We start from the raw sequence: 21102 nt of genomic DNA, 5'->3' as shown, positions 1-21102 counted from the left end.
GGGTGGCGGGGATCGCTTGCTCCTTCGGTACCGCCGGCTGACGAGCGCCGGGGTTCTTCAGAGTTCAAACGTGATACCGGTCCTTTTGCCTGAGAGTTTCCGGGGCGGTTGCTCCTTCGGCGCCGCCCGGCGCTTGGCCAGGCAGTCTCTCCCGATATCAACTTTGCATGATGCCGCCCGGCAGTACCAGGCGGCATGGCTTGGAACTGTAGCACTAGTCTGACTGCCTGGGGAAGTTTCCTGCGGGTTCAGGGCGCGAATCTCAGCGGGCCGGAACCGGGGCGATCGACTCGTGCGGCGTGGCGGTGCGCTGCGCGGCCTTGTGCACCATGGTGTAGGCATAGTCCACGCCCATGCCGTAGGCGCCCGAGTGTTCCTTGACCAGCTTCATCACGGCGTCATAGCTGTCGCGGCGCGCCCAGTCGCGCTGCCATTCGAGCAGCACCTGCTGCCAGGTTACCGGCACCACGCCGGCCTGCACCATGCGCTGCATGGCGTAGTCGTGCGCTTCCTTGCTGGTGCCGCCGGAGGCGTCGGCCACCATGTAGATCTCGTAGTCGCTGTCGTGCATTGCGGACAGCGCGAAGGTGGTGTTGCAGACCTCGGTCCACAGGCCGGCCACGATGATCTTCTTGCGGCCGTTGGCGGCCAGCGCGTCGCGCACCTTCTGGTCGTCCCACGAGTTCATCGAGGTGCGCTCCAGCGTCTGCTGGCCGGGGAATACGTCAAGCAGCTCGGGGTAGGTATAGCCGGAGAAAGACTCGCTCTCCACCGTGGTGATGGTGGTGGGGATATTGAAGATCCTGGCTGCCTTGGCCAAACCCACCGCGTTGTTCTTCATCGCCTGGCGGTCCATCGACTGCACGCCGAAGGCCATCTGCGGCTGGTGGTCGATGAAAATCAGCTGGCTGTTTTGCGGGGTCAGGACTTCGAGCTTGGCGTTGGTCATGATTTCTCTCTCTTTGGCTATTTGGCGAACTGGCGATTTGGTTGAATTATTTAGAACGTCGTCTTTGGCGTCGATCCGTCCATGGGTTGAACTTTATGGCAGCGCCGGCCGACGATGTGATGAATTCGTCGGATAACTTGTTCAATTTTATTGATTGATATTTCGAAGAACCTGGCGATGCCCCACGGACATCGGGCCACGCGAGACTCGCAGCCTTGGCGAGCGCACAGCCGCCGCGATATCGGCTGCGGCGGCTGCGGCGGCTGCGTGGTGGCCATGGCCACCGAGCGCAATGCGAACTTCTGCGAGGGGGGGCTGCCGGCGTGCGCCGGCTTTCTGGTGGCGACCCAATGACAACGGATCTGGTGTCCGCCATCGTCTCCGCGCACTCTTTACTGCAGCTCGATCTTCGCGATCGCCGCCAGCCGCTTCCAGCGCGCGATCTCGTCCTTCTGGTAGTCGCGAAGTTCTGCCGGCGTGGACAGGATCAGCGAGGTGGACTGGCGCTGGTAGTACTCCTTGACGTCATCGGCGGCGCCGGCTTGGGCGAACAGTTCGCCAAGGCGTTGCGCAATGGGCGCAGGTGTCCTGGCGGAGACCGCCGCTGCCACCCAGTTATAGGCCAGGAAGTCCGGCACGCCGGCTTCGGCCGCGCTCGGCACGCCCGGCAGTAGCGGCGAGCGCTGGGGCGCGGTGTAAGCCAGCGCGCGCACCTTGCCGCCCTTGACCAGCTCAATCGCGCCGCTGGCATCCACCACGGCGAAGTCCACGTTGGCGGCCATCACGCCGTTGATCGCGTCGCCCGCGCCCTTGTAGGGCACGCCGGTGGTCTTCATGCGGCTTTGCTCGTTCAGCCATTCGCTGTACAGGGTGTACGACACCGAGCCGGTGCCGTAGTTGAGCGCGCCGGGCCGCTTGCGCGCGTCCTCCACCAGCGCCCTGAGCGTGTGGTACGGCGAGCTGGCCGGTACGATGATCAGGCATGGCCCACGCGACAGCAGCGTGATGGGCGTGAAGTCGGTCAGCGGATCGTAAGGCAGCTTGCGGAAGGTGGCGGCATTGGTGGACAGCGTGGAGTTGCTGCCGATAAACACCGTGTATCCGTCGGCCGGCGCGCTGAGCAGCGTCTGCACGCCGATAAAGCCGTTGCCACCCGGCTTGTTCTCCACCACCACGCCCTGCCCCGTCAGCTCGCCGATCTTCTTGGCGAACATGCGGGCGGTCATGTCGGTACCGCTGCCTGACGGGAACGGCACGATAAAGCGGATCGGCCGGGTGGGAAATGCCTGCGGCTGCGCCAGCGCGACGAACGGCGCGCCTGCCAGGCTCGCTGCGACGGCGGTGCCGCCCAGGATGGCGAAGCGGCGCCGGGAACCGTTCACGGTTCGGGTCATGTTGTCTCCTTGGTCTTGCGCCTGGCAGTGGGTTCCGCCAGTGCGGGTGCGTCTGTGATTCCGTGGTTCAGTGATTCGCTTTGGCGGCGGGCTAACGCTTGAGGCCAAGCAGATCCCGCGCGATAACCCATCGGTGCACTTCGGACGGGCCTTCGTAGATGCGCATCAACCGCGTCTCGTTGGCCATCTGCTGCAACGGCATTTCCTTGGTCATGCCCATCGCGCCAAAGGCCTGCATGGCATGGTCGATCACGTCCCAGGCCATCTCGGTGGCGAATACCTTGATCATCGAGACCTGGGTACGCGCCTCGTCGCCGGCGTCAATGCGTGCCGCGGCCTCGTAAGTCATCAGGCGACAGGCGTGGATGCGGGTGGCGGCATCGGCCACCCACCACTGGATTGCCTGCCGGTCCGCCAGCGCGGCGCCGAAGGTCCGGCGCTGCGGCGCGTACTCGCACAGCATGTCCAGCGCGCGCTGGGCGCGGCCAATGCACCAGGCCGCCATCTGCACGCGCCGGCTGGAAAGCCGTGCCTGCATCGGCGCGAAGCCCTGGCCTTGCACGCCGAGCAGCTGCGTGTGCGCAACGCGGCAGTCCTCCAGCACCACCTCGTAGGTGGAGGCGCCGCCGATCATGGGGATGCGCCGTTCCACCTTGAAGCCGGGCGTGCCACGGTCGACCAGAAACGCGGAGATGCCGCCGCGGGCGCCGCGCGCCTTGTCGGTCACGGCCATCACGATGGTCCAGTCGGCGCGGGCAGCGCGGCTGATCCAGATCTTGCGGCCGTTGAGCACCCAGTCGTCGCCGTCGCGTTCGGCACGGGTGGTCATCATGGCCGGGTCGCCGCCGGCACCGGGCTCGGAAATGGCGATGGCGGAGATGGTCTCGCCGCGCGCGTACGGTTCCAGGTAGCGCGCTCGCTGGGCCGCGTCGGCGGTCTTGAGCAGCATGCGCAGGTTCGGCGAATCGGGCGGCAGGTCGTAGGGGGTGACGGTCTTGCCCAGCTCCTCGTTGACGCCGACCATGGCCACCACTGGCAAGTCGGCGCCGCCCATCTCGGCCGGCGCATCCAGGCCCCACAGGCCCAGCTCACGCGAGAGTCCGTCCAGCTTGTCCTGCTCCTGCGGCAACAGCGTAAGCTGGCCGCCCTCTGCCTCGCGGGCCAGCACGCCCGCTTCGAGCGGGATCAACTGCTCACGCACAAAGCGCGCCACCAGATCCTTGAGCATCTGGTGCTCGTCTTCCAGTACGAAGTTCATGCAATATCTCCTTGATTGTTTGCGTGCCGCTTCAGGCGGCGTCCCGGCCGCCCGTCACCCGGGCGATGTCTTCAGGGGCTAGTCCGGCTTCGCGCAGCACTTCATCGGTGTGCTCGCCCAGCGTGGGCGCGTGCCGGCGCAGCGACAGCGGCGTGGCGGAGAAGCGCGCCGTGGGCCGCATCTCGCGCAACGGGCCCTCGGTGGGATGCTCGGTCTGCTGGAACAGCCCGACCGCCTCCAGGTGCGGATGCGTCGGCAATTCGTCCGGCGCATAGATCGGCGTGGCGGGGATATCCAGCGTCTCGAACAGCGCCATCCACGCCTTTGTGGTACGGGTCGGCGTGATTTCCGCGAGGTGCTGGTAAAGCGCGCGGATATGGGCGTTGCGCTGCGCGCGGCTGGCGATGTTGTACTTGTCACCCAGGTCATCGCGGCCCACGGCGTGGAAAAAGGCCTTCCAGTGGCGGTCCGTGTACGGTAGCGCGCAGATCCAGCCGTCCGCAGTCTGCGCCGGCCGCCGCCCGCCCTGCAGCAGGCGCGCATAGCCGGCCGCGCCGGTGGCGGGCTCGAAGGTCAACCCCGCCAGGTGCTCGGCCATCACGAAGCTGGCCATGGTTTCCAGCATCGGTACTTCCACCGCTTGCCCGCTGCCGTGGCGCTCGCGGTGCAGCAGCGCGGCCATCACCGCGTTGGCCAGCGCCATCCCGGTGGTCTTGTCGGCGATCAGGCTAGGCACGTACTCGGGCCGGCCGCCGGCGACGCAGCCCAGCGACACCAGCCCGCAAGCGGCCTGGATGATGTCGTCGAAGGCCGGCTTGTCGCGGTGCGGGCCGTCCTGGCCAAAGCCGGTGGCCACGCAGTAGACGATGCGCGGGTTCAACGCTGCCACCGCGCCGTAGCCAAAGCCCAGCCGCTCGATGGCGGCCACGCGCATGTTGTGGATCAGCACATCGGCGCCGGCGATCAGGCGGCGCAGCGCAGCCGCGCCTGCAGGTGTCTTCAGGTCCAGCACCACCGAGCGCTTGTTGCGGTTGAGCGCCAGGTAGATCGAACTCATGCCGGCGTTGCGCGATACGCCGTTGGCGCGCATGAGGTCGCCCTCCGGCCCTTCGATCTTGATGACGTCCGCGCCCAGGTCGGCCAGAGATTGCGTGGCCAGGGGGCCCAGCACCACCGAAGTCAGGTCGAGTACGCGAATTCCCTCAAGCGGGCCCGCGCAGACGGGTTTCTGATGTGGCATGCGGCCCCCTCAGCGGCGCTGGAAGACGGGCACGCGGCGCTCGGCCATCGCCGCCACGCCTTCGCGGAAATCCGCGGTGGCGAACTGCACGCGCTGGATGGCCAGTTCACGCTGGTTGGCCGCCACGATGCGGTCGGCCAGCCCCAGGCGCAGCGTCTCGCGTGTGCTTTCCACGGCCAGTGGCGCCGAGGCCGCGATATCGTGCGCGAGCGCCAGCGCGCGGGCACGCACCTCGGCCTGCGCCACCAGTTCGTCGGCCAGCCCGATGCGCACCGCTTCTTCGCCGTCGATGCGCCTGCCCGTGTACAACAGCAGCGCAGCCTGCTGCTCGCCGACCAGGCGCGGCAGCGTCACGCTCATCCCAAAACCGGGATGGAAGCCGAGCCTGTTGAAGCTGGCGCTGAAGCGCGCTTCGCGGCATGTGATGCGGAAATCCGCCACCAGCGCCAGTCCCAGCCCCGCGCCGATCGCGGCACCCGCAACCGCCGCCACGATGGGCTTGCGGTTGCGGTAGAGCTTCATGGCCTGTGCGTAGAAGGCCGATGGGTCGCGCGAGACACTGCCCTGGCCGGCGCCGCTGAAATCGGCCCCGGCGCAGAAGGCGCCCACGCCAGACGACAGCACAACGGCGCGACAGCTATCGTCCTCGTCGAGTTGCAGCAGCGTTTCAGCCAGCCGGCGCATGACATCGGCGTCGACAAAGTTATGGGGCGGGCGGGATATCTCGATCTGCGCAACATGCTGGTCGCGCGTCAGGACGATTTCGGGGGTGGATGCCGAGGTCATGGCGAAGGGCTCCGGGAGGGTGGAAAGGCACCCAGTATTCGCCGATGCGGATCCCCGCGCTACACTACAATTTCGGATACCGAAATTACTTGCAGCGCCCCGATGCTGGATTGGCGGGCCTGCGGCCAACCACATGCCTGATCCGCACCCCTGTTCCGACCCCGCTTCCAACCCCGCTTCCGGCCTCGGCTCCCACCCGGACTCGCGCGCCAAACCGCCTTCGAGCCGCGAACTCACGCACAGTACCGGCCGGTTCACGCGGCAGACCGAAGGCAGTCAGTCGCTCGAACGTGGCCTGATGCTGCTGCGCGCGTTCCGCGTCGGCTCTTCCAGCCTGACCAATGCGGACCTGGCAGCGCGCACCGGCCTGCCGCGCCCGACCGTCAGCCGCCTCACGCGCTCGCTGGTGGACAGCGGCTTCCTGCGCTACGACGCCACCGAGCGCGCCTATCGGCTGGCGGCCGTGGTGGTGAGCCTGGCGGACGCCTTCCACCACGCCACCGCGGTGCCCGATATCGCGCTACCGCTGATGCGCAAGATCGCCGAAGCGGAAAAGGTCAATGTCGGCCTGGCCGTGCCCGACCAGACCGCCATGGTCTACCTGGCCGCGGTGCGCCACAGCCGCGACAGCGTATCGCGCACCCGGCGCGTAGCGCCCGGCACGCGCGTTCCCATGGAATTGACCTCGATCGGCATGGCGTGGCTGGCTGCGGTGCCGGCCGGCGTGCGCGACCAGTTCCTCGCACGGATCGAGGAGAAGGCCGGCGGCGAATGGCCGGCCTTGCACGAGGAACTGTCGCGTGGCATTGCCCAAGCCCAGGCACAAGGCTATTGCAGCGCCAATTACCAGCCGGGTCACCTGACCGCCGTGGGCGCGGCGTTCCGCGGGCCGGACCACCAGTGGTACGGACTCAATATCAGTTTCCCGCACAAGCCCAGCGAAAAGCCGCGTGATGTGGCGCGCTATGCACCGCTCCTGCTGGGTCTGATCGAGAAGATCAGCGCGTCATGCGGGATGGAGGACAGCGCGGAGCCAGCATGACGGCCGCCGGCTGGCGCGGGGCCGGCATGGCGCAGCGAGGTTAGCATCCAGACTGTGCGATGGCTTCCGGTCTGGCCTGCCGCTTGCCAGGCGGCAGATCAGGCAAGCCCGAACGTAAGCGTCTCGGCAAGCGCGCCGCAAGGCACCCTTACAGAGCGACGTGATGGACCCAGCCGGCAGGACCTGCGGCCTGGTTGCGCTGAATCTCCACCAGCCGGTCCCTCAGCACCTTGACGGTGTTGCCGGCGGTGCCGTTCCCGATCGCGAAGCGCGTGCGCGCGGACCGCACTTCGCCTATGGCCACCAGCGTCGCCGCCGTTCCGCAGACAAAGGCCTCGGCCAGGCGTCCGCTTTTGGCATCCGCCTCCCACTCGGGGTACGAATACCGGCGCTCTTCCACCACCATGCCCATCTCCCTGGCCAGCTCGATCACCGAAGCCCGCGTGATGCCAGGAAGAATCGAGCCGCTAAGAGGCGGCGTGACCAGGGTGCCGTCGTCCATCACGAAGAAGATGTTCATGCCACCGAGTTCCTCCACCCAGCGGTGCTCGGCGGCATCCAGGAAGACCACCTGGTCGCATCCGTTCGCGGTGGCCTCGTTCTGCGCGACCAGGCTGCCGGCATAGTTGCCGCCGCACTTCGCCTCGCCGGTGCCGCCGGGCGCGGCGCGCGTGTAGTTCTCGGATACCCAGACGGAGACGGCCTTGTCGCCGCCCTTGAAGTACGGGCCCACCGGGCAGGCGATCACGCAGAAAATGAATTCGGAGGCGGGCTTGATGCCGAGGAACACCTCGTTTGCAAACATGAAAGGACGCAGGTAGAGGCTGCCCGAGCCGTGCGGCACCCAGGCCTGGTCGATCCGCACCAGTTGCTCGATCGCTTCCAGAAAGAGCGATTCGGGCAACGCCGGCATGGCCATGCGCTTGGCCGACGCCTGGAAACGGCGCGCGTTCTCGAGCGGGCGGAACAGCGTCACGGCGCCATCCGCGCCGCGATAGGCCTTCATGCCCTCGAAGATCTCCTGGCCATAGTGCAGTACCGAGCACGCCGGATCGATCGAGAACGGCTTGCGGGCGGTAACCTTGGCGTCCTGCCACCCCTGTCCTTCGCGCCAGGTGATCGTCACCATATGGTCGGTGAAGACGCGGCCGAACGCGGGGTCGCGCATCAGTGCATCCCGCGTGGCCGCGTCGAGCGCGTTCGGGTTGGGTTCGAGGCTGAAAGTGGTTTGTTGCGTCATGAGCGCGCGTCTTCCTTCGCTGGCGTTGGGGATTGGCAGCAGAGCGAACACCCCTGTCTGCCACCGGCATGGCACGTGGTTTTACGTGAAATCCGAGGGTATCGATGATCGCATGCTGGCGCCCGGTTTGTCTTCCATGTCATTGCAGGCCCGCCCCATCGCCAGCCTGGGATATCGCCCGGTCTTTCATCCGTCAGCGCCACCGCCCAAGCAGACGGGGCACCCACAGAACCGAGGGAGTCACGGCTTAGCCTGCCTCAACACGATTGCGTCCTTCAGCCTTGGCGCGATATAGCGCCGAATCGGCCCGTGCCAGCAATTCGTCAAGGGTCGCTTCCCCGGCTTCGATGCTGGCCAACCCCAGGCTTGCCGTGCAGGCGGGCTGCCCCGCGACGGCCGATTGCTGCTCGACTGCCTGGCGCACGCGCTCGGCCATGACAAGCGCGGTCTCCATGCCGGTATGCGGCAGCAGCACGACAAACTCTTCGCCGCCAAAACGGCCGAGATGGTCCGTGTGGCGCAGCGCCCGCCCTACGATTTGTGCGAAATGCGCCAGCACGCGGTCACCGACCAGGTGTCCGTGCTGGTCGTTGATGCGCTTGAAGTGGTCGATATCCATCAGCAGCAACGACAGTGGCTGGCCGCCGCGCCGGTTCCTCAGTGCATTGCTACCTGCGTGCAGCACAGCGCGGCGGCTCAAGATTCCCGTCAGGTCGTCGCGTTGCGCCAGGTACTCGAACTGCGCGCGTAACCGCTCGCTCACAGTCAGGAGCAGTCCAAGGCAGACGAAGAGCGACGCGAAACAATACGCCGCAATGTACGCGGCCTGCATAGCCGAAGGGGCAAACCGCGAAGTATCGGCGGCATCCTGGAAAATCGTCGTCGCAGCCCGCATCAGCAAGGCCAGCCCCTGGAAAGCGAGGACACCTGCCATGAAACGCGGCGCAAATCCCCGGCCGTGCTCCCAGGTCAGCCGCGCATGGGTCAGGCATATCGCAGCTAGCACCGCGGTCAGCAGCAACACGCGGATCCGGTAGTCGGGTTGGACCAGCAGGAACCACGTGATGCCAGCCAGGCAGCCAATGCCCAGGGCGAGCCAGCATTTCCAGGTGCAGGGCACCCCGTAGAAGCGCTGGCTGCCGAAGTAGAACAGTGCGCAGCCCGATAGCAGCAGCGCGTTGCCGCCAAGTGCGACGAGCACGGCCGGCCACTGCCCGTCCATCGCATAGAAGGCGGTGGAAAGCGCGCAAAGCAGCGGTGCCAGCGCCCAGGGTAGCAACCCCTTGATAGAGGCGGGATAGGCGCGGCGAAAGGCCAGCAGGACGATGCCCAGGGCGATATTGATCATCCCCGTCATCACCGACATGGAGCGCAGGTCCAGGTTCAGCATTGGTCAGCCGTAGAGGTACAGGATAGACCTTGGTCGTTGACCGGTCGGGATGCTGTCAGGAAGTGCGGTCATGTCAGTGTGCCCGTTCTAGCTGGCATTGAACCCCGCAAGCCTCGGCATGGCAGTGGCAATCGGCAACCCCACCGCAGAGGCATGCATAGGGAAACTACGGACGCAAGACCTTCCTGCGCCCGGGCGAGACAGGGCGAAGCATACGCGATTTGGCTCCGAACCAGTTGAGCATGAGCGTGCTGATCCGACATCTGGCTGACTTCCTGCTCGGGCTCGACGATACGGCGGCCGATTTTCGAGTGTGGCGATTTACGCACATGGCATTTTGCGCACATTGTACTGGCCGTTAGCCACCGCCCAGCCGGCAGGTCGGCTGTCGCCTGGCAGGTAGCACTCGGCGCGGCATACACGTCTTGGAATGGCTAGCAGTGTGTACACTACCGCCCTACCTTTTCCGCTTGACCCATGACGATCACTATCAACGAAGACCTCCGTGCCTATATCGATCCACTGACAGAAGACGAATACGCGGCACTAGAACGCAGCTTGCTCTCCGAAGGGTGCCGCGATGCACTGGTGTTGTGGGGCGATCTCCTGGTGGACGGACACAACCGCTACAGCATCTGCCAGAAGCACGGCGTCCCGTTCAATACGGTGCAAAACCAGACGTTCCAGTCCATGGAGGACGTGCACCTGTGGATGATCGACAATCACCTCGGGCGGCGCAGCGTATCGGATTTCCAGCGCGGTGTACTCGCATTGCGGAAGAAGGAAATCGTATCCGCGCGTCTGGCACAAGCACAAGCCCAAGCCCAGCCGGGTCCTGCAAAGCCTGCCGGGGCTGAAGTCGCCCTGCAATCCGGGACCGATGCCGTGTTGACTCGCGAGGCCGTCGCGCGCACAGCGCGGGTGAGCAGTGCGACACTTGGCCAGATCGAAAAGATCCAGAAGACCGCTGCGCCCGAATTGGTCAGCGCGGTAAAGGCGGGCGTGATTTCCATCAATGCTGCGGCTGCCGTAGCCTCCTTGCCTGGCGAGAAGCAGGTAGCGGCGGTTGCCGGGGGCAAGAAGGAACTGCGCCAGGTGGCGAGACAGGTGCGCGAGGCCCGCGTGCCACCCAAGCCTGAGCCGGTGCCCCCACCCAGCGACGCCACCCCCGATCAACTGGCAATTCATCGCCTGACGCAACTGGTGGCACAGCTCACAGAAGAGCGCGATCAGCTGAAAAAGAAGGTGCAGCACCTGACGGTTGCACTCGCAGAGGCCCGCGGCGGGCTGGCGACTGCGTGAGGCACTCTTATCGGGTGAGCGGGTGCATGCGTCCTGGCTCAAGCACTACCTGCGCAGGTCGAGAGCGCGCCGATGTGGTGCTGCTCGCCTGAACCGAGGCCCGTGATGATCGCCTATCGATGGCGGCGCTGCACGTGCGTGCCGCTGGAAGAGCTGGCCGGCGCGGGCAAGGACGCCATGGTGGTGATCGCGCCACCGTTGTTTGACCACATTGCCGGGCTTGAACATATGCTGTCGCTATTGGAGCGCGAACGCACGCTGCTGCGGCATTTCATGAAATCAGCCTGCGGGGCCTGAGCCCGCCGCATGCGGCAAGATGCTTATAGGCAGAGCCATGGGCTGCCCAGCCGTTTTGCCGCTTGGCCGCTTGGCCGCTTGGCCACTTGGCCACTTGGCCACTTGGCGAATCGGCGACTGGTTGCCAGTCAGCGCAGCAGCAATCCGGCCAGCAGCAACAGCAGCACATCCAGCCCCAGCAGGCTGCGTGGCCGCAACCTCCCCTGCAGCAGGCCGCCCAGACCAGCCAGACCGGTGACCAGCAGCAGTGCCAGCCCCCACAGCAGGCCGCTGCCCATCGCATCGCTTTGCCACAGATAGCCGGCACCGGCCGCCATCAGCAGAGCGAACTGCAGCAGAGCCACTGGCGCGGCACCGGCCACCAGCGGTGGATCGAAGCGCTGGCGTGCACGCTCCAAGTCAAAGGGCGCACTATCATCGCTCACGCCGGGCGGCAGCCAGCCCGGCGCCTTGAACCACACCTTGATCTTGTCCTGCCAGCGTGGCGCACGGCGCGCCATCTGCCACAGGGGCACATAGCCGGAAGCCACCGCCCCTAGCAGACTCCAGCTGTTGAGCGGGGTGCGGGTACCATACACCGGCTTCTCTGCTTCCTCGGCAAACGTGCCGAACAGCCGGTCCCAGATGATCAGCATCCCGCCGTAGTTCTTGTCCAGGTACTGGTCGTTGACCGCATGATGCACACGATGGTTGGACGGCGAGGAAAACACCCGGTCAAACCAGCCCAGCTTGCCGATGTGCTCGGTGTGAATCCAGAACTGGTATAGCAGCACGACGAGGCCGGCCAGCGCAAACTGCTGCGGTGCAACTCCAGCCAGCGCCATCGGCAAGTAAAACGGCCATCCCAGGAAGGCAACGGTGCTCTCCTGCCGCAGCGCGGTGGACAGATTGAAATCCTGGCTCTGGTGATGCACGGCATGGGCGGCCCAGAACACCGCGCTTTCATGCCCGGCCCGATGTAGCCAGTAGTCGCAGAAATCGAACATCACGATCGCCAGCAACCAGCCCCAGACACTGCCCCACAGGCCGGCATGGGGAAACAGCGCCACCCGGCGCCACGTCAAGATATACAGGCCGATCTGGAAGAGCTGGCTGACGCTGGCCACCAGCTGGCTTAGCAAGCCTTGACTCAGGTTGCTGAGCGCATCACTTAGGCGATAGGTATTGCGACCGACGAACAGGCCGTAGCCCAGCTCCACCAGCATCAATAGCAGGAATACCGGGAAAGCGTAGACGGTGATTTGTTCTTCCATGCGCCATTCAAAAAAGTGCCTTACGGCCGACAAACGATTGACCTACCCCTTGCCGGAACGGGTCAGAGACTGGTCAGAAGCGGTCGTTATTATGGCAAAAAATGTCATTTTTTATGGCGCGTATCTTGAAATCCGGCAAATTTTTTGTGCAGTGCAATGCGCGCTTTACCTGCGGCAGACAAGCACATTACACGGTAGGTGCGGCCCACATCGCCTTCCCCGGCTTGGGGCACATTCGAAGAGCGGGAAACAAATATGAATGGGTGCCCCTGAACTATGTCGGAGAACCCGGGAAATAATCCTGCCGTTTGTGGCAGAGGATGAGCCGCCGCCTGCTCGTCATGGATCAAGCCGGCCCCAAGCTGCCGTTTGAGAGTCCATGTGCCTACCACGTGCCTACTCCGAAGCGGATCCAAATGCGCCGTGCCCGGCCACTACCTCGCTAAGAAAGTCCATCACCGCGCGCACGGGGGCCGAGCGCCGCAGGTCCCTGTGCACCACCAGCCAGATGTCGCGCGAGAATGCAGCGCCCTCGTGCTCCAGCCGTACCAGGCCCGCATCGGCATCCCCCAGGAAGCAAGGCAGGCCTGCCACGCCCGCCCCCGCACGGGCAGCGGCGAAATGGCTGCTGATATCGCTGAGTTCGCAGCCCACAGGCCGCGGCCCCGCCAGCTCCAGCAGCCAGCGCTGCTGCGGCATGTCGGCGAACTGCGCATCGTAGGCAATAAAGGTCCAGTCGCGGGGATTGCGCAATGCCGGATAGTCGAGGCTTGCGTACAAGGCAAATGGCATCTGCCCCAACTTGCGCACCACACTGCTCGACTCGCTGGGCCGAACCAGGCGTAGCGCTACGTCCGCCTCGCGGCGTGTCAGCGACACCGCGCGGGCCTGCGCCGACACGCTGAGCCGGATACCCGGATAAGCCGCGCGGAAATCCGCCAGCCGGCCGGCCAGCAGATGCGTGGTCAGTACCGGTGGCGCACTGAGCGACACCTTGCCGCTCACGGGCTCGTGGCTGGCACGCGTCTGCCGCTCGATTGCGAACGCGGCAGCTTCCATCGTCTTGGCTTGCTCGAAGACCGACACCCCAAGCGGCGTCAGGCGGCACGAGCGCGGCAAGCGTTCAACCAGAGGCGCTTGCAGCCCGGCTTCGAGCGCGGCCAGCCGGCGGCTTACCGTGGCGTGATCCACCTGCAAATCGCGCGCTGCGCCGGACAACGTGCCGGTGCGGGCGACCGCCAGGAAGTGACGAAGATTTTCCCAATCGAGCATCTGTGCGTTTTCTCCAGGTTCGGTGGAGATTTTAGGGAATTTACGCAGACACGTCTGCAACCTAGCATCCGGGGATCCTATCGTTGGAATCCATGTCATGCCCACCACCACCAATGCACAACGGGCCACCCTGCTGGCCGCTGCGCTCGGCTTCGTCGTCGTCCTGCTGGATGTCAGCGTCGTCAACGTCGCCCTTGATACCTTGCGGCAAGGATTCGCCACCGATGTGGCAGGACTGCAATGGGTGATCAACGCCTACACGCTGGTGTTCGCGGCGTTGCTACTGACCAGCGGAGCGATCGGAGATCGCTTGGGCGCCAGGCGTGTGTTCCTGATGGGGCTCGCGCTATTCACGCTAACGTCGGTGGCGTGCGGCGCGGCGGGCAGCCTGGCGATGCTGGTGATGGCCCGGCTGGGCCAGGGCATTGGTGCGGCGCTGCTGGTGCCGAACTCGCTGTCGATGCTTCAGCGGGCCTTTCCCGATCGCGAACAACGCAGCCGCGCAGTGGGCTGGTGGGGTGCGATCGGCGGCATCTCGCTGGCGGCCGGGCCGGTGCTGGGCGGCCTGCTGGTGACCCACTTCGGCTGGCGCAGCATCTTCCTGATCAACCTGCCGCTGGGCCTGATTGGCCTGTATCTGACGTTGCGCCATGTCGCCGCCGATGGCAGCGGACACCACCGCGGCCTGGATTGGCCCGGGCAAGGCGCAGCCATACTGGCGCTGGCCGCACTCACCGCATCGGTCACCGAAGCCAGCCGTCTCGGCTGGGGACACGCCTGGGTGCAGGCGGGGCTGTGGCTGGCCTTGGCATCGGCGGCCGCCTTCATCCGCATCGAATCCCGCAGTGCCGCGCCGATGCTGCCGCTGGCGCTACTGCGCATCCCGGCGTTCAGGGTGGCGTCGCTTGCCGGTGTGATCGTGAATTTTGCCTACTATGGCCAGATCTTTGTCTTCAGCCTGTTCTTCCAGCTTCAGCAGGGACTGTCGCCACAGCAGACCGGGCTGGCGTTCCTCCCGATGACGGCGGTGCTGATGGCAGTCAACGTGCTCGCCGGCCGCCTGATCACGCGGATGGGCGCGAGGTACTTGATGGTGCTGGGATTGCTCCTGGCCGCCCTGGGCTACCTGATGCTGTTGCCGGTGCGCATCGATGGCCCCTACTGGCAGCTCGCTCCGCCGATGCTGCTGGCCGCCAGCGGCATTGCGCTGATGGTGCCGACCATGACCAATGTCACGCTTTCAGCCGTGGATGGCTCCCGTGCGGGCATCGCCTCCGGCGTCCTCAACTCGGCGCGGCAGGTAGGCGGCATGCTCGGCGTGGCAGGGTTCGGCTATCTGGTGCACGACACTGCCCCGCAAGCCTTCATGCGCGGCATGCACCTCTCGCTCGGCTTCGCGGCAGCACTGCTGCTGGTGGGTGCCGTGATGTGCTGGTCTGGCATTCGTGCGGAACGTCCAGCCGCTGGCAAGGACGGGCGGCAAGGCGCCACTTGAACCAATGCGCTTGAATTGGCGCCTTCGCTTCCATGGCGGGATGGACCGATCACACTCCGGATTTCGAGAGCGGGATACCGGCAGTGTGTGGATTGCCTTGCCCGGAGTCCTCGGGCAAAAGGTTGCCATCGTCGAGCGCGGCATCGGCGTTGGCCGTTTCAGGAAAGCGCTCGGGATATAGATGCCGCTGCGCAATCTCGTGGTCAAAGGTGCCGGACCACTTGGCGATGACCACGGTCGCGACGCTGTTGCCGATCGTATTGCAGGTGGAGATCGCCATCGACAGGAAGCGGTAGACGCCAAAAATAACGGCCAGTCCTTCGACCGGCAGCATCCCGGTCGAAGTCACCGTTGCAGCGAAGACCACGAAGGAGCCGCCGGAGACGGTCGCCGCGCCCTTGGAAGTCAGGAGCATCAGCAACAGGATGCCAATCTGCTGATCCAGCGACAGCGGCACGCCGTAGGCATGCGCGATGAACATCACGCCCATGGCCATGAAGAGCGAGGTGCCATCGAGGTTGAATGCGTAGCCGGTTGGCAGCACCAGGCCCACGGTCTGCTTCGCGCAACCTAATCGCTCCAGCTTGATCAGCAGGCGGGGCAGCGCACTTTCCGACGATGCGGTGCCGAGCACGATAAGGATCTCGTCTTTGATGTAGCGCAGGAAACGCCAGAGACTGAAGCCTGCCAGCCGTGCCACCAGGCCCAGAACCACCACGATAAAAGCCGCCACCACCGCGTAGAAGCTGAACACGAGTTGTGCCAACGCGATCAGCACGGCGGTGCCGTTGCTGCCGACCGAATAGGCTACTGCGCCGAACGTGCCGATCGGCGCCAGTTTCATCACCAGGTTGATAAAGGAGAACAGTACCTCGGAGATCTGGCCGAGGCCCTCGTTGATCTTCTCGCGCCGGCCTTCCGGAATGGCGAGGATGCCGATGCCGACCATCACCGCAAGCACCACCACCTGCAGCAGCTCGCCCTTGGCAAACGCCCCCACAAAGTTGTCTGGCACGATGTGGGCCATGAACTCCAGGAAGCCGTGCGGCCCGGCCTTGGCCACCACGGGCGGGGCGGCGCCGGTGGCTACCGTGGTCATGCCCTTGCCGATCTGCAACAGGTTACCCGCCAGCATGCCCACGACCAGGGCAATGGTCGAGAGCACTTCGAAGTAGAAGATGGAGCGCCAGCCAACGCGGCCGGCACTCTTCACATCGCCCGCCGACGCAATGCCGTGGACAATGGTGAGAAACACCAGCGGCGCCACGCCCGCCTTGATCAGTGAGAGGAACATGTCGCCGAGCAGCTTGAGCTGCGAGGCGAACTTCGGGAAGATGAAGCCCACCGCGATGCCAAGCACCAGCGACACCAGCACTTGCATACCCAGCTTGCGATACCAGGGTAATTTTCTCGGGGACGAGATCAGCGCGTCTGCGCCGGATGAGTGGTTTTCCATAGCTGTCTCCTCGATGCTGCTTCTTACACGCCGCTCGACAAAGCGACGGCGCGGTCCACCATCTGCGGAGCCAGGCCAAGATAGTTGGCCGGATCGGTCAAACGGTCGATCGCCGCACGATCGAAGTGTTGCGTGACCTCAGGCAGTGCCATCAGCGCCTCGGCCAGCGTGCCGCCCTTCTCGTTCACGGTGCGGCAGGCGTCGTAGACGATGTCGTGCGCCTGCTGGCGGCCGGTGAATGGGGCCATGCCCATCATCACCGCTTCGGCCACGATCAGGCCTCGGGTGATGCCGAGGTTGTGCTTCATGCGTTCGGTATCGACGACGAGGCCGCCAAGCGCGAACTTCGCCTGGTGCAGGGCGCCGGAGGAAAAGATGAAGCTCTCGGGAATGGCGATCCATTCCGCATGCCAGGGGCCGGTGGCGCGCTCGAAGTCCTGCACCATGGCATCGACCATCAGGCCCGCGTGCTGGCGCACTGCCTTCGAGGCGGCCAGCATCAGTTCGCTGGAGATCGGATTGCGCTTTTGCGGCATGGTGCTGGAGGCGCCACGGCCTTTGACGAACGGCTCGTAGACCTCGGCGAACTCGGTCGACGCCATGATCATGATGTCGAGCGCGATCTTGCCAAGGGAACCTGTGATCAGTGCGAGCAGGTTCACCGCCTCGGCAAAGCCGTCACGTGCCACATGCCAGGTGGTTGCCGGCACGCCCAGCCCAAGTTCCCCGGCCATCGCCTGCTGCACCGCGAAGCCCTTGTCGCCCAGCGAGGCCAGGGTGCCCGCCGCACCGGCAAACTCCACCACGGCCACCCGCGGGCGCAATTCCGCCAGACGCTGCTGGTGGCGGTCGAACATGGCGAGCCAGATGGCTACCTTGTAGCCAAAAGTGACCGGCAGCGCCTGCTGCAGGTGGGTGCGGCCGGCCATGGGCGTGTCACGATGCTTGACCGCCAGGTCTGCCAGGATGGCGCGCAGTTCGCGGATATCGGTATCGATGCTGTCTAGCGCGTCGCGCACCTGCAGTGCCACCGCGGTGTCCATGATGTCCTGCGTGGTCGCGCCCCAGTGCACATAGCGGCCGGCATCGCCGCACATGCCCACAAGCTGATGCACCAGCGGCAGGATCGGGTACCCGACGATGTCCGTCTCCTCACGCATATGGTCAAAGTCGATGCGCTCGATGCGCGACTCGCGCGCAATCACTTCCGCCGCCTCGGCCGGGATCACGCCGACGCGCGCTTCGGCCTTCGCCAGCGCGATCTCGGCGTCGATGTAACGCTGGATCAGCGCCCGGTCGGAGAAGATCTCGCGCATCCTGGCGGTGCCAAAGGCATCGCGGAACAAAATCGAATCAACGACGGTGCTAGCCATGGGGACGGAGAAAGTGGACATATCGGCCTCTGAGGTAATTGCTGGTTTCGCGAACACGTTCCAATATGTTCGAACATATAAAACTATAATATGTTCAAACATATTCGCAACCATGGGTTTACCCTAGCACCATGCCGAAGCTCGACGTCTCGACCATCGCCCGCGATCTGACGCAAGGCATTCGACCCGGTCATTTCCCGCTCGGCACATTGCTGCCGACCGAACCACAAGTGCTTTACGCCGCATCGTTCCGTGCAAGCACCTGGCTTTGGCCTTTTCTGCCTTACCCCGATGCGTCGCCCCGTATCCGCTTCCTGTTCGTCAGGCCAGCGCGTTGCCTCGGGCTTCCTTCAGCCCCCCGGTCGCCCGGGGAACCCTTGCCTCTGGCTAACACTTCACCTTGCCAGGTGTGTAAGGGACTTGCACCCTCAAGTGAGTGCGCCCTGCCGGGCGCACAAAAAGAAAAACGCCAACCCGTTCTGGGTTGGCGCTGTGTTTGAAGCGTATTACTGCTATCAGAACTGATTCATGGTGTTGTCTTTACCTGCCGCTTTCAGAGCTGCTTCGCCGCTGAAATACTCCTTGTGGTCGTCGCCGATATCCGAGCCGGACATGTTCTGGTGCTTGACACAGGCGATGCCCTGACGGATTTCCTTGCGCTGCACGCCAGCCACATAGCCCAGCATGCCCTGGTCGCCGAAGTATTCCTTGGCCAGGTTGTCGGTCGACAGCGCGGCGGTGTGGTAGGTCGGCAGCGTGATCAGATGGTGGAAGATACCTGCTTCGCGCGACGAGTCGGCCTGGAAGGTCCGGATCTTTTCGTCGGCGAGCTTCGCCAGTTCGGTCTGATCGTATTCCACGTTCATCAGTTGGGTGCGCTCGTATGCCGACACATCCTTGCCTGCGGCCTTCATCGCGTCATACACCTGCTGGCGGAAATTCAGGGTCCAGTTGAACGATGGGCTGTTGTTGTACACCAGCTTGGCGTTCGGGATGACTTTGCGAATCTCGCTGACCATGCCGCCGATCTGGGCGATATGCGGCTTTTCGGTCTCGATCCACAGCAGGTCAGCGCCGTTTTGCAGTGCGGTGACGCAATCCAGCACGCAGCGCGCTTCGCCCGTGCCGGCGCGGAACTGGAACAGGTTGCTAGGCAGGCGCTTAGGGCGCAGCAGCTTGCCGTCGCGCTTGATGATGACGTCGCCATTGCCCAGTTCGTCGGCCGACAATTCTTCGCAATCGAGGAAGGAATTGTATTGATCGCCCAGGTCACCCGTCGTGTTGGTCACGGCGATCTGCTTGGTCAGGCCAGCGCCCAGCGAGTCGGTACGGGCCACAATGACGCCGTCGTCCACGCCGAGCTCCAGGAAGGCGTAGCGGATAGCGCGGATCTTGGCCAGGAAGTCCTCGTGCGGCACGGTGACCTTGCCATCCTGGTGGCCGCACTGCTTCTCGTCGGACACCTGGTTTTCGATCTGAATGCAGCATGCGCCCGCTTCGATGAACTGCTTGGCCAGCAGGTACGTTGCCTCGGCGTTGCCGAAGCCCGCGTCGATGTCCGCGATGATGGGCACAACGTGGGTGACGTGGTTGTCGATTTTTTCCTGGATGGCGGCCTTGGCGGGTCCTTGGGCAGCATCCAGTTCGCGGAACAGGCCACCCAGTTCACGGGCGTCGGCCTGGCGCAGGAAGGTGTACAGCTCGCGGATCAGCGCGCTGACGGAGGTCTTTTCGTGCATCGACTGGTCCGGCAGCGGGCCGAACTCGGAGCGCAGCGCGGCCACCATCCAGCCGGACAGGTAAAGGTAGCGGCGCTCGGTGCTGTTGAAGTGCTTCTTGATGGAGATCATCTTCTGCTGGCCGATGAAGCCGTGCCAGCAACCCAGCGACTGGGTGTACTTGGACGAGTCGGCATCGTAGGCGGCCATGTCGGCGCGCATGATCTTGGCGGTGTACTTGGCGATGTCCAGGCCCGTCTTGAACTTGTTCTGGGCACGCATGCGGGCGGCATACTCGGGGTTGATGGCATTCCATGCGCTGCCGTGGTTCTCTTTCAAACCAGCAACTGCCTTGATGTCGTCTTGATACTGGGCCATGTGAAATTCCTAAGCGCGTTTGAAGAAAGGGGTGCGTGTGCCGCTACGGATATCGAAGCAAGCAGCGTGGAATCATTGTATGGCGCTTCTGGTGCACTGCGGTGAAGTCTTATATAAGACATAAGAGTTGGTTTATCCTTATTTTTCAATGAGATAGCGATTGAATTTCGCAATGTGGAACGTGTTTTCGAGAAACGAAAACGAAATCCTGGGGAAACTCGGCGCGAATCCCGCAATGTGAAAAGCGTTTTCAGTTGTTAGAAGCAAGGCGAGCACGGATGGCTTGAGCCACGATAGTTGGGGGGACTTTGTAGACGCCTGTCGACCGAACCGTGTCATGGGCGCTTGCGGCAGCCCTGACCTTCGCGCCCAGTGCCCCTCAGGATGTCCACCGCTCACGGGCCTTGCCACCTCTCTGCCAGGAGGCTGGCGCAGATCTCATCAACATGACCTCCAGTCACAAAGCGCCATCCCAATAGGCAACCCCTTGCCTTCGCAGCTTCGGTGTACCCAACAACTTTGGGAGGTGACAACCGAGGCCGGACAGCAGCGACCCGTTGCCGCACCCCGCACCGCAGCACAGCCCGCCTTTTCATACTAAACTTTCACAACTTCCTAAAAATTCAAAACAAACAAGATGCATCTGTCGCCCCTGATCCAGCGCTTCGTGCTTCACTTCGGTGAAATGGGCAGCCGCTGGGGCATCAACCGCACGGTTGGGCAAATCTATGCCCTGCTGTTTACCGCCTCCCGCCCGCTCAACGCCGACGAAATCGCCGAGGCGCTGGGCTTCTCGCGCTCCAATGTCAGCATCGGGCTGAAGGAGCTGGAGTCGTGGAACCTGGTCAAGCTGTCTCACCAGCCGGGCGACCGCCGAGAGTATTTCTCGGCACCTGACGATGTCTGGGCGATTTTCCGCACCCTGGCCGAGGAACGCCGCCGGCGCGAGATCGACCCCACGTTGTCCATGCTGCGCGAGGTCCAGCTGGAGGCCGTGAGCGATCCGGGCGATCGCCATGCGCAGGAGCGGATGAAGGAGATGTATGGGCTGATCCTGCTGGTGACGAGCTGGTTCGGCGAAATCCAGAAGCTGGATGTGGCCACGCTGGAGAAGCTGATGAAGCTCGGCTCCAAGGTCAACAAGCTGCTGGACGTGAAGGACAAGCTCAGCCTTGCCATCGGCGGAAAAGCCCGCGCCGGCACACCCCCCGCCAGTGCCGTGAAAGCCAGGACGACCCGCACCCGGAAGGAGTAGTTGC

17 protein-coding genes, 1 pseudogene and 1 riboswitch are annotated in these 21102 nt (G+C 64.3%); of the genes and pseudogenes, 6 read left to right on the top strand and 12 right to left on the bottom strand.

What is annotated here, in order from left to right:
- Positions 1–67 precede the first annotated feature (67 nt).
- Positions 68–164, bottom strand: a riboswitch (glycine riboswitch).
- Between the two features lie 98 nt (positions 165–262).
- From RR42_RS25925 to RR42_RS25900, 5 genes are all read right to left on the bottom strand, one after another.
- Positions 263–949, bottom strand: coding sequence for a hydrolase (locus RR42_RS25925; protein WP_043354220.1), 687 nt, complete (start codon positions 947–949; stop codon positions 263–265).
- Positions 950–1341: 392 nt separating this feature from the next.
- Positions 1342–2343, bottom strand: a complete 1002-nt coding sequence (locus RR42_RS25915; protein WP_043354216.1) for a Bug family tripartite tricarboxylate transporter substrate binding protein — start codon at positions 2341–2343, stop codon at positions 1342–1344.
- A 91-nt stretch (positions 2344–2434) separates the two neighbouring features.
- Positions 2435–3601, bottom strand: coding sequence for an acyl-CoA dehydrogenase family protein (locus tag RR42_RS25910; RefSeq protein WP_043354214.1), 1167 nt, complete (start codon positions 3599–3601; stop codon positions 2435–2437).
- 31 nt (positions 3602–3632) lie between these two features.
- The gene (locus tag RR42_RS25905; protein WP_043354212.1) at positions 3633–4841 is read right to left on the bottom strand and encodes a CaiB/BaiF CoA transferase family protein; all 1209 of its coding nucleotides are present in this window, start codon (positions 4839–4841) and stop codon (positions 3633–3635) included.
- Positions 4842–4850: 9 nt separating this feature from the next.
- Positions 4851–5627, bottom strand: a complete 777-nt coding sequence (locus RR42_RS25900; RefSeq protein ID WP_043354211.1) for an enoyl-CoA hydratase/isomerase family protein — start codon at positions 5625–5627, stop codon at positions 4851–4853.
- A gap of 133 nt (positions 5628–5760) precedes the next feature.
- Here RR42_RS25900 and RR42_RS25895 point away from each other — a divergent pair, with 133 nt between their 5' ends.
- Positions 5761–6669 (top strand): IclR family transcriptional regulator, encoded by a 909-nt coding sequence (locus RR42_RS25895; protein WP_082055108.1) that lies wholly within the window; start codon positions 5761–5763, stop codon positions 6667–6669.
- Positions 6670–6817: 148 nt separating this feature from the next.
- On the opposite strand, the gene RR42_RS25890 is transcribed toward RR42_RS25895, so the two are convergent.
- A complete protein-coding gene (locus RR42_RS25890) occupies positions 6818–7909 on the bottom strand; it encodes a branched-chain amino acid aminotransferase (protein WP_043354210.1) in 1092 nt (363 codons plus the stop codon).
- Positions 7910–8156: 247 nt separating this feature from the next.
- Positions 8157–9299, bottom strand: a complete 1143-nt coding sequence (locus RR42_RS25885) for a GGDEF domain-containing protein (RefSeq protein WP_043354209.1) — start codon at positions 9297–9299, stop codon at positions 8157–8159.
- Between the two features lie 477 nt (positions 9300–9776).
- On the opposite strand from RR42_RS25885, the gene RR42_RS25880 reads away from it, so the two are divergent.
- Positions 9777–10601, top strand: coding sequence for a hypothetical protein (locus tag RR42_RS25880; RefSeq protein ID WP_043354207.1), 825 nt, complete (start codon positions 9777–9779; stop codon positions 10599–10601).
- 105 nt (positions 10602–10706) lie between these two features.
- A complete protein-coding gene (locus tag RR42_RS25875; RefSeq protein WP_043354205.1) occupies positions 10707–10898 on the top strand; it encodes a hypothetical protein in 192 nt (63 codons plus the stop codon).
- A gap of 128 nt (positions 10899–11026) precedes the next feature.
- On the opposite strand, the gene RR42_RS25870 is transcribed toward RR42_RS25875, so the two are convergent.
- Complete coding sequence (locus tag RR42_RS25870) at positions 11027–12151, bottom strand: sterol desaturase family protein (RefSeq protein ID WP_043354203.1); 1125 nt, start codon at positions 12149–12151, stop codon at positions 11027–11029.
- 188 nt (positions 12152–12339) lie between these two features.
- Between RR42_RS25870 and RR42_RS41235 the strand changes: the two are divergent.
- A pseudogene (locus RR42_RS41235) lies at positions 12340–12450 on the top strand (MBL fold metallo-hydrolase); the annotation flags it as partial.
- Positions 12451–12547: 97 nt separating this feature from the next.
- On the opposite strand, the gene RR42_RS25865 reads toward RR42_RS41235, so the two are convergent.
- The gene (locus tag RR42_RS25865; protein ID WP_043354200.1) at positions 12548–13423 is read right to left on the bottom strand and encodes a LysR family transcriptional regulator; all 876 of its coding nucleotides are present in this window, start codon (positions 13421–13423) and stop codon (positions 12548–12550) included.
- A gap of 97 nt (positions 13424–13520) precedes the next feature.
- Here RR42_RS25865 and RR42_RS25860 point away from each other — a divergent pair, with 97 nt between their 5' ends.
- A complete protein-coding gene (locus RR42_RS25860) occupies positions 13521–14918 on the top strand; it encodes an MFS transporter (protein WP_043354198.1) in 1398 nt (465 codons plus the stop codon).
- Positions 14919–14967: 49 nt separating this feature from the next.
- Here the strand turns inward: RR42_RS25860 and RR42_RS25855 are convergent, their stop codons facing one another.
- The 3 genes from RR42_RS25855 to RR42_RS25845 all read right to left on the bottom strand — a co-directional run bounded on the left by RR42_RS25855 (position 14968) and on the right by RR42_RS25845 (position 19843).
- On the bottom strand, positions 14968–16374 hold the full coding sequence (locus RR42_RS25855) for a cation:dicarboxylate symporter family transporter (RefSeq protein WP_043354197.1): 1407 nt from the start codon (positions 16372–16374) through the stop codon (positions 14968–14970).
- Between the two features lie 23 nt (positions 16375–16397).
- Positions 16398–17768, bottom strand: coding sequence for a class-II fumarase/aspartase family protein (locus RR42_RS25850; RefSeq protein WP_043354196.1), 1371 nt, complete (start codon positions 17766–17768; stop codon positions 16398–16400).
- Positions 17769–18262: 494 nt separating this feature from the next.
- A complete protein-coding gene (locus tag RR42_RS25845) occupies positions 18263–19843 on the bottom strand; it encodes an isocitrate lyase (protein ID WP_043354195.1) in 1581 nt (526 codons plus the stop codon).
- A gap of 637 nt (positions 19844–20480) precedes the next feature.
- Here RR42_RS25845 and RR42_RS25840 point away from each other — a divergent pair.
- Positions 20481–21098 carry a GbsR/MarR family transcriptional regulator gene (locus RR42_RS25840; RefSeq protein ID WP_043354194.1) on the top strand — a complete coding sequence of 206 codons (618 nt, stop codon included), beginning with the start codon at positions 20481–20483 and terminating at the stop codon, positions 21096–21098.
- Positions 21099–21102: the final 4 nt, after the last annotated feature.

It is taken from the genome of Cupriavidus basilensis, assembly GCF_000832305.1.
Taxonomy (GTDB): domain Bacteria; phylum Pseudomonadota; class Gammaproteobacteria; order Burkholderiales; family Burkholderiaceae; genus Cupriavidus; species Cupriavidus basilensis_F.
The sequence above is the reverse complement of the archived record's forward strand: the minus strand, read 5'-3'. Positions and strand labels throughout refer to the sequence as shown.

What these genes read in the sequence shown, in the direction of transcription:
- RR42_RS25900 (WP_043354211.1), bottom strand. Translation starts at nt 5,627, where the DNA reads ATGACCTCGGCATCCACCCCCGAAATCGTCCTGACGCGCGACCAGCAT.
- RR42_RS25870 (WP_043354203.1), bottom strand. Translation starts at nt 12,151, where the DNA reads ATGGAAGAACAAATCACCGTCTACGCTTTCCCGGTATTCCTGCTATTG.
- RR42_RS25855 (WP_043354197.1), bottom strand. Translation starts at nt 16,374, where the DNA reads ATGGAAAACCACTCATCCGGCGCAGACGCGCTGATCTCGTCCCCGAGA.
- RR42_RS25915 (WP_043354216.1), bottom strand. Translation starts at nt 2,343, where the DNA reads ATGACCCGAACCGTGAACGGTTCCCGGCGCCGCTTCGCCATCCTGGGC.
- RR42_RS25925 (WP_043354220.1), bottom strand. Translation starts at nt 949, where the DNA reads ATGACCAACGCCAAGCTCGAAGTCCTGACCCCGCAAAACAGCCAGCTG.
- RR42_RS25885 (WP_043354209.1), bottom strand. Translation starts at nt 9,299, where the DNA reads ATGCTGAACCTGGACCTGCGCTCCATGTCGGTGATGACGGGGATGATC.
- RR42_RS25865 (WP_043354200.1), bottom strand. Translation starts at nt 13,423, where the DNA reads ATGCTCGATTGGGAAAATCTTCGTCACTTCCTGGCGGTCGCCCGCACC.
- RR42_RS25905 (WP_043354212.1), bottom strand. Translation starts at nt 4,841, where the DNA reads ATGCCACATCAGAAACCCGTCTGCGCGGGCCCGCTTGAGGGAATTCGC.
- RR42_RS25875 (WP_043354205.1), top strand. Translation starts at nt 10,707, where the DNA reads ATGATCGCCTATCGATGGCGGCGCTGCACGTGCGTGCCGCTGGAAGAG.
- RR42_RS25880 (WP_043354207.1), top strand. Translation starts at nt 9,777, where the DNA reads ATGACGATCACTATCAACGAAGACCTCCGTGCCTATATCGATCCACTG.
- RR42_RS25840 (WP_043354194.1), top strand. Translation starts at nt 20,481, where the DNA reads ATGCATCTGTCGCCCCTGATCCAGCGCTTCGTGCTTCACTTCGGTGAA.
- RR42_RS25860 (WP_043354198.1), top strand. Translation starts at nt 13,521, where the DNA reads ATGCCCACCACCACCAATGCACAACGGGCCACCCTGCTGGCCGCTGCG.
- RR42_RS25910 (WP_043354214.1), bottom strand. Translation starts at nt 3,601, where the DNA reads ATGAACTTCGTACTGGAAGACGAGCACCAGATGCTCAAGGATCTGGTG.
- RR42_RS25890 (WP_043354210.1), bottom strand. Translation starts at nt 7,909, where the DNA reads ATGACGCAACAAACCACTTTCAGCCTCGAACCCAACCCGAACGCGCTC.
- RR42_RS25845 (WP_043354195.1), bottom strand. Translation starts at nt 19,843, where the DNA reads ATGGCCCAGTATCAAGACGACATCAAGGCAGTTGCTGGTTTGAAAGAG.
- RR42_RS25850 (WP_043354196.1), bottom strand. Translation starts at nt 17,768, where the DNA reads ATGTCCACTTTCTCCGTCCCCATGGCTAGCACCGTCGTTGATTCGATT.
- RR42_RS25895 (WP_082055108.1), top strand. Translation starts at nt 5,761, where the DNA reads ATGCCTGATCCGCACCCCTGTTCCGACCCCGCTTCCAACCCCGCTTCC.